9 protein-coding genes are annotated in these 13,568 nt (G+C 60.5%); 4 read left to right on the top strand and 5 right to left on the bottom strand.

What is annotated here, in order from left to right; all coding sequences use genetic code 11:
- Positions 1-42 precede the first annotated feature (42 nt).
- The 3 genes from JOD50_RS01010 to JOD50_RS01000 all read right to left on the bottom strand — a co-directional run bounded on the left by JOD50_RS01010 (position 43) and on the right by JOD50_RS01000 (position 3,065).
- The gene (locus JOD50_RS01010; protein ID WP_204880084.1) at positions 43-1,686 is read right to left on the bottom strand and encodes a DEAD/DEAH box helicase; all 1,644 of its coding nucleotides are present in this window, start codon (positions 1,684-1,686) and stop codon (positions 43-45) included.
- Positions 1,687-2,112: 426 nt separating this feature from the next.
- Positions 2,113-2,343, bottom strand: coding sequence for a DUF3107 domain-containing protein (locus tag JOD50_RS01005; RefSeq protein ID WP_109304173.1), 231 nt, complete (start codon positions 2,341-2,343; stop codon positions 2,113-2,115).
- A 95-nt stretch (positions 2,344-2,438) separates the two neighbouring features.
- Complete coding sequence (locus JOD50_RS01000; RefSeq protein ID WP_204880083.1) at positions 2,439-3,065, bottom strand: TetR/AcrR family transcriptional regulator; 627 nt, start codon at positions 3,063-3,065, stop codon at positions 2,439-2,441.
- A 126-nt stretch (positions 3,066-3,191) separates the two neighbouring features.
- Between JOD50_RS01000 and JOD50_RS00995 the strand changes: the two genes are divergently transcribed.
- Positions 3,192-3,977 carry a hypothetical protein gene (locus tag JOD50_RS00995; protein ID WP_204880082.1) on the top strand — a complete coding sequence of 262 codons (786 nt, stop codon included), beginning with the start codon at positions 3,192-3,194 and terminating at the stop codon, positions 3,975-3,977.
- A 6-nt stretch (positions 3,978-3,983) separates the two neighbouring features.
- On the opposite strand, the gene JOD50_RS00990 is transcribed toward JOD50_RS00995, so the two are convergent.
- Positions 3,984-4,706 (bottom strand): 3'-5' exonuclease, encoded by a 723-nt coding sequence (locus JOD50_RS00990; RefSeq protein ID WP_204880081.1) that lies wholly within the window; start codon positions 4,704-4,706, stop codon positions 3,984-3,986.
- 151 nt (positions 4,707-4,857) lie between these two features.
- Here JOD50_RS00990 and JOD50_RS00985 point away from each other — a divergent pair, with 151 nt between their 5' ends.
- Genes JOD50_RS00985 through JOD50_RS00975 form a run of 3 tightly spaced genes read left to right on the top strand, consistent with a single transcriptional unit; the run spans position 4,858 to position 12,220 of the window.
- On the top strand, positions 4,858-5,385 hold the full coding sequence (locus tag JOD50_RS00985) for an MGMT family protein (protein ID WP_204880080.1): 528 nt from the start codon (positions 4,858-4,860) through the stop codon (positions 5,383-5,385).
- The gene (locus JOD50_RS00980) at positions 5,379-8,639 is read left to right on the top strand and encodes an ATP-dependent DNA helicase (protein WP_204880079.1); all 3,261 of its coding nucleotides are present in this window, start codon (positions 5,379-5,381) and stop codon (positions 8,637-8,639) included. Before JOD50_RS00985 ends, JOD50_RS00980 begins: the two co-directional genes overlap by 7 nt.
- Positions 8,636-12,220 carry an ATP-dependent DNA helicase gene (locus JOD50_RS00975; RefSeq protein WP_204880078.1) on the top strand — a complete coding sequence of 1,195 codons (3,585 nt, stop codon included), beginning with the start codon at positions 8,636-8,638 and terminating at the stop codon, positions 12,218-12,220. Before JOD50_RS00980 ends, JOD50_RS00975 begins: the two co-directional genes overlap by 4 nt.
- A gap of 42 nt (positions 12,221-12,262) precedes the next feature.
- Here the strand turns inward: JOD50_RS00975 and JOD50_RS00970 are convergent, their stop codons facing one another.
- Entirely contained in the window at positions 12,263-13,522 is a 1,260-nt protein-coding gene (locus JOD50_RS00970; RefSeq protein ID WP_204880077.1) for a phosphotransferase, read from the bottom strand.
- Positions 13,523-13,568 lie beyond the last annotated feature (46 nt).

Below are 13,568 nucleotides of genomic sequence, written 5' to 3'. Positions count from 1 at the left end.
AGCCGCTGAGTTAGTAGGCGCTGCTAGGGGAGCTACCTAGCCTTATTCAGCGCCCTCGCCGGAACGAGTGCGGCGACGCTGACGGCCACCCGAACGGCGGCGCGAACGGCCCTCGCCACGCGAACGTTGCGATCCAGACTCAGCTGAGCCCGCATCGGACGCTGAACCACGCTGACCCTTGTCAGCCTGCGCATCCTTGCCCTGCTGTGAGCCCTGCTGCGAAGCATCCGAGCCGTCACCAGAACGCGTACGACGACGCTGACGGCCACCGCGGCCAGAACCGGAACGCTCGCCACGGCCACCGCGCTCGCTGCTTCGCTCACCACGGCCACGTCCGCCACGTCCACCACGTCCGCCACGACCACCGGAACGGCCGCCGCGCGACTTACGCGAATCGGGGCCGCCGAGGTCCTCAACACGTTCGGCATCCAGGCCAGCCAAAACGCGCTTGTCGCGAGGCAAACGGCCCTTCGTGCCCTTAGGAATGTTCAAATCCTCGAACAAGTGAGGCGAAGAGGAATACGTCTCGCGAGGCTCCTCATAATCGAGGCCCAAAGCCTTATTGATCAAGCCCCAGCGAGGAACATCCTCCCAGTCCACGAACGTGATCGCCGTACCCTTCTGACCAGCGCGGCCCGTACGGCCCACACGGTGCAGATACGTCTTCTCATCATCCGGGCAGTGCAGGTTAATCACGTGCGTGACATCCTCAACATCGATACCGCGAGCAGCAACGTCCGTCGCAACCAGCACATCGACCTTGTTATTACGGAACGCACGCAGCGCCTGCTCACGAGCACCCTGCCCCAAATCACCATGCAGAGCACCCGCCGCGAACCCACGATCCATGAGCTCCTCAGCCATCCGAGCAGCCTGACGCTTAGTCCGCGTGAAAATAATCGTGCGGCCACGGCCCTCAGCCTGCAACACACGCGCAACAACCTCATCCTTATCCAGCTGGTGTGCACGGTACACCAACTGGCGGATGTCCTTCTTCGTGATGTTCTCAGAATCATCCGGGCTCGACGCCCGGATATGCGTCGGCTTCGACATGTAGCGGCGGGCCATCGAAATAACAGGGCCAGGCATCGTCGCAGAGAACAGCATGGTCTGGCGGACCTCAGGAACAGCCGCAATCAGACGCTCAACATCCGGCAGGAAGCCCAGATCCAGCATCTCGTCAGCCTCATCCAAAACAACAATCCGCACCGCAGACAAATTCAAGTGACGCTGACGATTCAAATCAATCAAGCGGCCAGGCGTACCGACCACCACGTCGACACCCTTAGCCAACTGCTCAATCTGCGGCTCATACGCGCGGCCACCATAAATCGTGGCGATGCGCACCGAACGCTTCGACGCAGCCAGGGTCAGATCATCCGCAACCTGGACAGCCAGCTCACGCGTAGGCGCAACAATCAAAGCCTGCGGAGCACCCGGATGCGGCAAATCCTCATAACCATCCTCACCCGGAGCAACAACACGCTGCAGGGCAGGAATACCAAAACCGAGGGTCTTACCCGTACCGGTCTGCGCCTGGCCAATAATGTCATGGCCAGCCAAAGCAACAGGCAACGTCATCGCCTGAATAGGGAACGGATGCTCAATACCCTTGGAAGCCAAAGCCTCAACAATGCGAGCATCCACATCAAAATCAGCAAAAGTCTGCTGAGTGGTTTCAGTCATTCAATTCTCTCTCGTTAGCCTCAACATCGCGGAGCTACAACCACGCCGCGGCGCTACAACCTCAGTAGCGGCCGCGCAGAATGGCTGCCGGTGAATCAACGCGATTCCGCTCCACACGCAGAACCCGCGAAACAATCCACACTCAACAGCAGGTCGAGGCGGGCCGGGGGATAGCCGATCGCACGAAAACGTGGAGAAAAATACTGACAACGCAGCAACATACTGAACAACACAAACGCGACCGGGCGTCCCAGGTACCCCTCCAGTCTATGGCATAGCTGAGCCGCGGCAAGGATGACGATGGCGAAACGGCTGCCGCTGCCACGATGCGGAACATGCTTCCGCCGGAAACGCGAGTGGGGTGGAAGGCCGCAACGGCCTTCCACCCCACTCAAACGAAAACTACTGAGCCAGAACTGCTAGCGCCTACTTGGCCTGGTGAGCGAAACCAACAGGGCCTGGGCGGCGACCATCGAAATCAACATATGCAATCGAGTCGCCCGGAACAGCGATCTTGCGGCCCTTAACGCCGGTCAGCTGCAACAGCGAACCGTTCTTGACGGCCTCTTCAACCTGAGCAACCACATCGTCATAGCTGGCATCAGTTTCCAGGCCAACCTCGCGAGCCACATGCTTCACACCAATACGGATTTCCATCAGAAGAACCTTTCGCCTCAAACCCACAGCCACAACAAAGCGACCGTGAGAGCCGTGAAACCCACCCCATCTGAAGTGAGTTGCGTACTTGCTGACTACGTTACGGCATCGGTGCCCGCGGCGTCGTCCAAATAACCGTCAATTCCGCGCCAAGCTAAGCGCCACACCAACTCGCAGGCACGCTCCCGCGTCATCTCCTCAGGCTTGAGCTGCCACAAGCCCGCGGCACGTTCCGCCGCCGCCGTCACCGTGAGACCCACATAGGTTGCTTCAAACGAATCCAACGACGTGTACTGCGCGACTTTCTCGCCAATCTCACGGCCGATCGTGTCGCGGAACTTCCTCAAACGCCGCGCAATTGTGGTGTCATGAGACAAATCAGACTCAAACACGAGCTCATGAGCAGAACCCTCACGCGCCACGAAATTGAAGTACGCCTCAACAGTTGAGCGAACCATCGTGAATGGATCATCCGACGAGTTCAACGCCTCACGCACCGTGACCACGAGGTTAGCGAGCTCATTCTCAAGCAACGCGCTGTACAGATCCAGCTTGCTCGGGAAGTGCTGATACAAAACCGGTTTGGAAACCCCCGCGTTCTCTGCGATCAGATCCATCGAAGCCGCGAAATAGCCGTGCTTAGAGAATGTACGTTGCGCAACGCTCATCAACTGTGCACGGCGTTCGTCTCGAGGCATTCGGCGTGCGGGCTGAGTCACCATAGAAACATCCTTCCGCCCCGGGGCAGGTACTGCATGCGTCGCAACCAATGTACCGGAGGAATGTATCAACCGCATTAGAAAGTGCATAGCAAGGCTTGTGTGCTCGCGGCGTGGGATCATGAGCCCATGAAGAAAAATGAGGATCTGGACACCGAGCTTCAGCGTCGCGGTGACGCCCGGGACGCGCTCATCTGGCTCGGGGTGCAAGGTGAGTTCACGCGCTCAGCCGCCACGACCATCGACGGCCTTGAAACTGGGGTTCGCATCCTCACTGCTACGCGTTTGCGGCAGGCACAACTACAGATTGCGCGGCCCGATGCGCGGGTTACGTTGTGCGTTCCCGATGCTGGCGAAAACGAGCTGGATGCCTTGAAGCGTGCCGGTGGCGAGCAGGGAGTGCAGTGGGCTGTCATGAGCCTGCACGATGCTGTCGAGGCTGGCCTGGGTCGCTTGGTCGCTGAGGCTATTGATGTTGGCGTGCTCATGCCTGCGCCGCTCCAGGCCGCTCCGGCCGGTTGGAGTATTGAAAGCGCGCGAGAGCGAGAACGCGACAACCAACTGACAACCGACGATGTGCTGCTTGCGTGCGAATCCGCCGTCTCAGAGTGCTTGGAGGAAGCAGAGTACGTGGAAGGCGCAGAGTGCTTGGGCGGGCACGTCAAGGCGCCCATCGGGTGCCTCGCAACCGGAACTGAAGTGCCAGCTAGCGGGGCCGCAGGTACAGGTAGCGCACGTGCGGGTAGCGTAGTCCGCGTGGCCGTCAACGCCCTCGTAACCAACGGATCACGCACGCTCCGACAACGAGCCGCGGGCCGCATCGAAATCCAGGGCGTGGGCTCCCTGACCCAGGCGCAAGAAATGGGCCGGCGTGCCGCGCAAGCGCTACTGGACGCCGGCGCGGCGGGCCTCTAGTCCCGCCTAATCCCGCGAAGTGAACGTGAGTGGCCAGCTCCCGTCAACGCGGGCCGTCGGGTTCTTTCGCCGCAGGAAGTCCTGGAAGTTTGCGGCCCATTCCTGATGCCACTGAACCTGCTGCGAATGCAAAAGCAACGGATCGATCTGAACCTCGGCAGGGTAGCGGCGGGCAATCTCATCGGCCACACCGACAGCGGCGAGTGCATCCGCATCCGCCGAGTGAGCGTTATGCAACGGGACGTTGTAGAACTCGCTCATGACAGTCAGGGTTCGCTTGCCCCGGCGGAAACGGTCCAGTTTGCGGTCCAGAACCAGCGGGTCGATGACCGGGCTCGCGTTGATGGTTTCGATCCCGTGGCGCTGTGCCTCCGCGTGGAGAACCGTGAAGTCATAGGGAGCGTTGAACGCGATCACCGGCATGGTCTGGAACAGCTGCGACAACAGTTCCGAGATCTCACGCGTGGCCTCTTGAGGGTCGCGTCCGTTGGCCTGGACATCGGAGTCGCTGATGCCGTGGATCTCCGTGGTCTCCGGCGGGATAGGGACGCCCGGGTTAACAAGCCAGTTATGCGACTGCATCAGCTCAGCTTTGCCGTTGATGATGCTGATGTTCGCGGACACGATGCGGGCCTCGCGGGGATTCGCGGACGTCGTTTCAAGGTCGAATGCCGCCCGCGGAAGTTCATGCCATGGGTACGGTGCGTTCTCGCCGGTTTGTGAGGTCATGTATCTAACCTACCTGGGGTGCTGTCTGGGGGCTGGTTTCAGGGGTTAGCTTCAGGGGTTAGTTCCAGAGTGATTTTCAGGGGTGATTTTCAAACTGTCAGACCCCTATGATGCAGTGTAAATACAGGCGGAGCGGGGATAGGAGGTCGCGATGAGCGAGGCGCATCAAGGCAGTTCGCGTGAGGGCTGTTCACATGAGGGAAGTTCGCGTGTGGGCAGCACGCAAGAGGGCAGCACGCAAGAGGGCAGTACGCAAGAGTGCGGCGCGAATGCGTATCGCGTTCTGCTGTCTGCCGCCGGCCGTCGCGACCCGGAGGTAGTGGACGAAGCAGTGTTCCGGGTTTTGGAAGCATGCCCTGCTGGCAAGGTGGTCGCGTATGGAACAGTTGCGGCATGGCTCGGGCTTTCGAATGCGCGGCGCGCGGCAGCAGCGATGCGCAACGCGCCCGAAGGCATCCCGTGGTGGCGACACGTGCGGACTGACGGTGGCTTGATCCCTGAACTACTAGAGCGGGCTCAGAAACACTGGGATACTGAGGGCACCCCATACGGTGCACGCGGGGTGAACAAAGCTGCGTTTTGGGTTCCGGATGATCGCGAATGGAGCGAACTGCGGGCTCAGACCGCTCAGATTGAAGCTTTGGTTGCAAGTGATGTGGCGGAGGAACCGGGATGCTAGAACAAGACCCACGTGAAGTTCCGGAATGGGTAGAGATCCCGGAGCATGTAAAGAAACCGGGCTGTGGGCCCCGCGTAGTCCTAGGGGAGCCGGGAACAGGGAAGACCGAGCTCGCTTTGAGCCTTATGGTTCACAGGCTCCATGAAGGCATGGACGCGAGCGCCGGTATCATCCTGGTCCCTAACCGCGCCGCAGCTAACAGGTTGCGCGATCAGCTAGCGCTGCGGAGCAACATCACGTTCTCGGCCCCAGTGATCCGTACCTTCTCCGGGTTCGCGTATGACCTGCTTTCACAAGCCTGGGAAGCAGGGGCTCTTCCGGGTGTAGCAACGGCACCGAGACTCTTGAGCGGCGCCGAGCAAGACACACTCATCGAAGAACTGCTGGATGGCCACCAGAAGAATGGTGGAGGGCCCGCCTGGCCGGAATCGTTAGGGGATGCTCCTCGAACTCGAGGCTTCCGTGGCGAACTGCGCGAGTTTATGGACCGCGCAGACGAATTCAGTGCAAGCACGGAAGAAATCCTTGGCGCTGGACGTGAACTGGATGTCCCAGAATGGGAGGCCGCGGCGCAATTCCTCCAAGAGTTCCGTGACGTCGCGAGCCTGCAGCATGCAGAAGCGTTCGCACCAGCTGAGCTCACGATGCAGGCGATCGCAGTCCTGGAATCAGACACCGAGTTCGCCGAGAAGTTCTTAGCTGGCCTCGAGCTTGTGATTGTGGATGATGCCCAAGAAGCGACCCCATCACAACACCGCCTCATCAACTTGTTGATGCAAACACCATCCAACGCCGGTGCGCGAGACGTGATCGCACTGGCATGCCCCGATACCGTCGTTCAAGGTTTTCGCGGTGCCCGGGCAGACCTCGTCGACGAACTCATGGCGGCTGCAAAGCAACACACTGGCGATCATGCCGTGACGGTGCTTGAAACCCCTACGAGGATGAGCCGCGGCATCCACAGCGTCTACCGTGCCATCGTGAACCGGCTACCCGCGATCGGCGCCGACGCCCTACGGCAATCGCACGAAGCAAGCTTCGACGCAACGGCCGATATTTCACTAGTCTCGAGCGTTGCTGACGAACACCGTTTGGTGGCGCGCCACGTGATCGACACCCACCTGCGCAGAGCCGTTCCATACGAAGAGATCGCGGTCATCGCCCGCAACCAGGAACACGTTTCCCGGCTAGCGCGTGCCCTCGAACTCAACGGCATCGCGACCGAGCTGCCACCAGCGTCACGGCCGCTCAAAGAAGAAGCCGCGGTAGCGCCGCTGCTTGAACTGGCTCGCATGGCAATGCGACCAGCTGAGCTTGGGCCACGGAACACAAGCCGTGAAGCAAACAAGGTCAACGCGGCGCGCGCAGCGAGCGTGGAACGTCTCCTGCTGGGGCGCTACGGTGCGGTGACCAGCATCGACATCCGCCGGATCCGCCAAGACCTGCTCGGCCACGACCGGCTCATGAACGCCCACCTATACAACAACAAAGAAGGCACACACCTCAAACCGCCGACGAGCGACGAGCTCCTCGGAAACCTACTGGACGCCGACTACACCGAAGAGGAGTACCAGCGCTGGGGCGCCGCAGGATATGCAGCGCTGCGCCTCAAAGGGATGATCACCGCAACCCGCGAACACCTCGCGGGGCCGACAACCCCAGCAACCGTGCTCTGGTCACTGTGGGAGAACGCGCGCATGGCCGAAGCCTGGCGCGACACCGCCCTCTCCGGCACGAGCCTGCGTTCGAGCCGGGCACACCGCGACCTCGACGCCGTCATGGCGCTCTTCCAAGCCGCCGAAAGGTTCGCGGAACAGAACCCGAAAGGTTCGGTCGTACGGTTCATCGAAAGCCTCGAAGACCACGACATCCCCATGGACTCCCTGGCCCAGCGAGGCTCATCGAGCGGACGAGTCAAAGTACTCACCCCCGCAGCCGCTGCTGGAACCGAATACAACACAGTCATCATTGCCGGCCTACAAGAAGGCGTTTGGCCTTCCACTGGGCTTCGAGGACAACTGTTACGGTCACAAGACCTCGCGGCCGTACTGGAATACGGGCCGGCAACACTCCACAGCACCACCGTGGCCGACAAACTCAAAGCAGTGCGCACCGACGAACTACGCCAGCTCGCATCGGCTGTCTCTCGTGCCCGCGAACAGCTCTACGTCACGGCCGTCATGGACCAAGACATCACACCTTCTACCTTCATCGATGCGATGCGGGGCCCACACGCGGACCGCCTTAAACCTATCGAGGTTCCACGACCAGCAACCCTGGCCTCCCTCGTCGCTATGCTGCGCCGCACCGCAGAAGCAGGGGACACCGCACAGCTCATCGACGATGCCGCGACCGTGCTGGGATTCCTCAGCACTACCGAAGAACCGGTCCGCGGCGCTGCACCAGAGGAATGGTGGGGGCTAGCACCACTCAGCTCGGAAAACCCCGTCACCGCACCCGGGCACGAGATCAAAGTCTCCGGATCCAAAGTGGAAGACGCCATCGAACGCCCACAAACCTGGTTCATGCATGCCTCTGGGGGCGTCAGGCCGACCGACTTCGCGCGCTCACTCGGAACGCTCATCCACGCAATCGCAGAACGCTTCCCAGAAGCCAACTTCGACTCCATGAAGAAAGCACTCAACAGTGCGTGGGAAGAGCTTGCCTTCGAATCAGATTGGGAAAGCAAGCGTGAACACGAACGAGCAGAGCAGATGCTTCATAAATTCAGCTCGTACGTCGCCACCCGACCACGCCCATCCGCGAAAGAAGAACACGGTTTCAAGGTCCCTCTGCCGCCTGCTGAAGGCGAGCGGAATCCAATCTCGATCAGCGGCTCCATCGACCGCATCGACATGACCGAAGACGGGCGACCTGTCATAACCGACCTCAAAACCGGGAAATATCCGCCAACCCACGAGGCTGTCAAAACCAACGATCAGCTGCGCACCTACCAGCTCGCAGTCATCCACGGAGCGCTCAAAGACATCGAACAGATCCCTGAGGAGCACCGAAACTCACCTTCCGAGGGACGCATCGTCGGACTGGGCAGCAACAAAAAATACACGCTGCGGTCGCAAGAGAGCATCATCGAAACCAACAGCGTCGCGGACGCTGAGCAGAGAGTGCGCGAAGCCGCCGCGATCATGTCTGCCGCAGACTTCCTTGCCCGGCACCTGCCCGGTGGTTTCCCTTGCGCAAACCCAGGAACATGCCCACTCTGCTCCTCTGGAAGGCAGGTCACACACCCATGAGCGCCGAAAAATACACGCCAAGCCAACTTGCCGAAATCCTCGGAGCCTTCGAACCAACCAGCGAACAAGCCGAGGTCATCGCCGCGGACATGTCGCCACTGCTCGTAGTAGCAGGCGCGGGGTCAGGCAAAACAGCAACCATGACCGACCGCGTCCTGTGGCTTGTCGCGAACCAGAAAGTCCAGCCCGAAGGGATCCTAGGGCTCACCTTCACTCGCAAAGCCGCCGGTGAGCTGGCCGAACGCGTACGAGGCCGCCTCGAAAACCTCCGCCGCTCCACTGGCGAAGAGATCGAAAGCCTCCAAAGCGGACTGAGCCCAGAAATCTCGACCTATCACTCGTTCGCGCAATCACTCGTACGCGATCACGGGATGCGAATCGGGATCGAACCGGACGCGCAACTCATCGACGAAGCACAGCAATGGATGCTCATGAACCGCGTCGCTAACAGCTACGACGGCGACCTGAGCCAAGTAACCGGAGCCAAGGCGACTCTCATTCAAGCATCTCTGGAATATTCAAGTCAGGCTGCCGAACACCTCGTCGAACCAGCCGAAACCATCGACTGGCTATTGGAACACGCCGACCGCATCGAGGAACTACCCTTCGGCCCCACAGGGCAAACAAAACGGCCGAGCCCACTCATCGACCTCCTACGCGTCAAAGCAGTCATCGCCGACCTCGCTGGGCGCTACCAAACCCTCAAACGTGAACAGTCGCTGCTCGACTTCGGCGACCTCATCAAACACGCCGTAACGTTGGCAGGTTTTCCGGACATCGCGGCAGCGTACAAAGAACGTTTCCCCGTGGTGCTCCTCGACGAATTCCAGGACACCTCCCACGCACAAATGGAGCTGTTCCACCGACTCTTCGGCAACGGCAACCACTGCATCACCGCGGTCGGCGACCCCAACCAAGCTATTTACTCATTCCGCGGAGCCTCAGCCGGACAGCTCGAATCCTTCAAACACCGGTTCAGCAAAATCGATGACGACGGATCCCGCATACCTGCACCGCAGATGGAGCTCACCATCGCGTGGCGCAACGGACACAGCATCCTCGACGCCGCGAACCACATCTCGAGCCCTCTGCGCGGGAAACATTCCAGCGCCCGGCAACCCGCAAGCGAGATCACCCTGCCGCAGCAGGGGACCCTCGACGTCTCACCGCTGCGTGCGCACGAACACGCAGAACACGCAGAAGTTCGTCTCGCTTCCTACCTCCTGGAACGTGACGAAGCAGAAGCGCTCGCCCACACCATCCAGCAAGAACGCAACAACTATTACGCGAATAAGGGCGAATGGCCGAGCGTCGCAGTGCTCACACGCGTCCGCTCCAACCAAGAAACCTACGCCGAAACGTTGCGCGAACTCGGGATTCCCGTCGAAGTCGTTGGGCTGAAAGGGCTAACAGAAACCCCCGAAGTCCAAGACATCATCGCAACCCTCACCGCGATTAACGACCCCGGCCGGTCAGATGCGCTCATGCGTCTACTCGCAGGTGCGCGCTGGAGGATCGGCCCCGCCGACCTCATGGCGCTCAACGACTACGCCGAATATCGCGCGAAACGACGCGGCTACGCGATCCAAAACCAGCTCTCAGCCGACTTCGAGTCCGAAGACGGAACACTCGAAAGCGACCGCGGATACGCCTCCGACACGGGTGAAATCGTTGAAAGCGCAAGCCTCATCGAAGCGCTCCACAACCTCCCGAAACCCGGGTGGGTATCCAAGTCTGGACGCTCACTCAGCGAAGCCGCCCACCGGCGCCTCACCCGTCTCAAAGATGAACTGACCTATCTGCGGTCCATGGCTAACGAGGATCTTCCTACGCTGGTGACCGAAATCGAACGAGCTCTAGGCCTCGACATCGAACTGCTCGCCCGTCCGTACGCTCAGGAAGCGAGCGCACGCCGGCACGTCGACGCGTTCATGGACGTCGTCGTGACATTCGACGAGGCCCAAGAAACACCAGACCTCACCGCATTCCTCGAATGGCTCAACATCGCAATTGAACACGGAGGCGGCTTCGAGGAAGCACCCGAACCCGCAACTGACGGAACCGTGCAAATCCTGACCGTCCACGGGTCAAAGGGCCTCGAATGGGATATCGTCGCCCTACCCGGGATGCGTGAAAGCGACTTTCCGACGGGTCGCCTGACCAACTGGGTGAAAAATGCCGGGGAATTTCCATGGCCGCTGCGGGGCGACCGTCAAGGTCTCCCACAATTCACTGCGCTAGAAGACCCCTCACAGTGGGTGGATAACCAACAAGACCTCACCGACCTCAACGAGATCGACTCCACCAGACGGAAGAAAAAAGAAGGCTTCCCGGAATACAAGGCCGCCCTCATTGACCACACGGTCAACGAAGAACGTCGCCTCGCCTACGTTGGTGTGACGCGCGCCCGGGATCTAGTTCTGTGCAGCACCAGCCGGTTCAAAAGCACCAATAAGAAGCCCGTCGAACCATCGCAGTTCCTGATAGAACTCACCGAGATGGCGGTCGGCGAACCAACGGCCTCCAACATCGTGGTTTCTAGAACCCTCACCCAAGAAGAGGAAAACGCTGAAGCGAACCCAGAATCCAGCACGGTAGTCGAAGCCGCGTGGCCCTACGACCCGCTCGAAGGCCCCACGATCCGCTACATCCAACCCGAACCTCCCGCCGGCAGCCTGCCCGATGGGGAACAGGGATCCGCAGAACAAGATCTGCGGAATCTTGAGGAACCACACGAAGCATCCAGCCAGGTTCAGCGTGTGGTCCCCGCGCCGGCGGCCGGGCGTCGTGCCGCGGTCGAAGCGGCTGCCGACCAAGTGCGTGCCGCCGCAGCAAGACTCGAAGCCGAAGGTGTGAGAGGCGAGACCCTCGCTGAACATATGCACACAGATGCTGGCCGCGAATGGGCTCACGAAGCGCACCTGTTGCTTCTCGAACGTGCAGCCGCCAACCAACAAGAAACGTGGAAACCAAGCCACGTCCGGGCATCGCTACTCGTTGAAGCGGGACAAAACCAGAGCGACGCGGTCCGCAACCTAATCCGTCCCGTCCCACATCGTCCAGGGATCGCCGCCCAACAGGGAACCGAGTTCCACGAATGGGTCGAAGAACACTTCAACAAGGCATCCGGATTCGGCCTAGACGACCAACTCATAGCTGACCACGACGTCTACGAAGACGCCGACGACTCCGCGACCCTGGACGCCCTCAAAGAAGGGTTCCTCGCTTCCGAATGGGCAGACCGCACCCCGTACCAGGTGGAAGCTCCGATCGAAACGGCGATCGCGGGAGTCAGCGTCCGCGGATTCATCGATGCCGTCTACCAAGAGGGAGACGGCTGGCTACTCGTCGACTGGAAGACCGGCCGCGTCCCATCGAGTAAAGAACTACCCGCGAAAGCCCGACAGCTCGCCGTGTACAGGCTCGCATGGTCACGCCTCACCGGAACACCTATCGAGAAGATCAAAACCGCGTTCTACTACGTAGGCCACGGAACCACGATCTGGCCCGATGAAGACCAGCTCGCAACCGAAACCGAACTCGAAACCGCTCTGAACGATGTCGTCAACCAGGGGGCGTGAACCAGGCGCTATAAACCCGGAACTATGAGCTCGGCGGAGGAACTAGGAGTGTTCCTTGGAACCCTTGGCGTCCGTGGCGTGCTCATCTGCGTCAACGACGGGGATAGCCGTCGTGTCGAGGTCCTCAATCGCACCCTCTGATTCAGTGGCGGCATCCGGTTCGGTGCTGTCAGACTCAGCGGTGTCTTCGAATTCAGCCGCCGTTTCCTCAGCCTCCGCCTCAGCTTCGCGGGCGACTTCCTCTTCGCGGGCGGCTTCCTCTTCGCGTTGCCGCTGTTCCTCTTCGAGGCGCTGCCGCTCAGCCTCTTCGCGTTGCCGCTGCTCCTCCTCAAGACGCAGACGCTCGGCTTCCTCAGCGGCACGCCGCTGCTCCTCCTCGTAACGCTGAACAGCCAAAATGTTCTCGTTCAGCTGCTGCAACGAAGCCTCCGCCTGATCAATCTGAGCCTGATCAGCGTGAGTCAACGCACCAGAAAGCCACGACGCCAACGCAAACTCAGCAGCCAACATCGCGCGGTTACGCAAATCATCGTCACCCAGCTGGCCGCGGGCCTCAGCGTACGCATCGAAAATCGCGTCCACAGTGTCAGGGTTCTCAATACCCAAAACCCACGCCAAATCAGCCGCAGGGTCACCAACCCGCAAAGCAGACCAACCAGTGACAGCCTGCAAACGACCATCATTGATGAACAAACGTTCCTCGTGCAGATCGCCGTGAACCACAGTGGTGTTGAACTTCCACCACGCAACGTTCTCCATCATCTCTTCCCACCGGCGCAAAAGCTCCGGCGGGACCTTGCCCGACTCCGCGACGTGATCGAGCTGCGACAACATGCCGCGGCGAACATCCTCCGCCTCAAAAACAGGAAGACCAGAAGCCTCAACCAGGTCATGCTTAAGCGCGTGAATCGCGGCGATCGCACGCCCAATCTCCCGTGCGAGCTCCCGCCCCTGCTCAGTTTCAAGCTCCTGCAAATCGAGCACGTGCCCAACCAAGTGGTGGTACACGAAAGTGCGCAGCTGCCCTTGAACCACAGTTCCCGCGATCGTGGGCACAGAGAACGGCAACGTGGCGCGTGCCGCCGCGGTGAGCGTGTTGAGTGCGCTCTGTTCGGTCTCGAGCTTCATGCTCGCGTCGACGTGGCGGGGGCTGGTGACGCGCCACCGTTTGCCTTTGGAGTCCACGATGAGCGCGGAGTCGAAGTCAGCCGAGTCTTCCGGGAGGCGTCCGGCCTGCACGGCGGAAAGCCCGGGCACGGCGGCTGTTGCGATAGCGGCGAGGTCGAAGGTACTGCGTTTCACCCTCATAACGTTACGTTGTTATGGCTCGGTTTGCTTGTCTGAAGAC

This window comes from Pseudoglutamicibacter cumminsii (genome assembly GCF_016907775.1).
In the GTDB taxonomy this organism is placed as follows: domain Bacteria; phylum Actinomycetota; class Actinomycetes; order Actinomycetales; family Micrococcaceae; genus Pseudoglutamicibacter; species Pseudoglutamicibacter cumminsii.
This window is presented reverse-complemented; position numbering and strand designations above follow the sequence as displayed.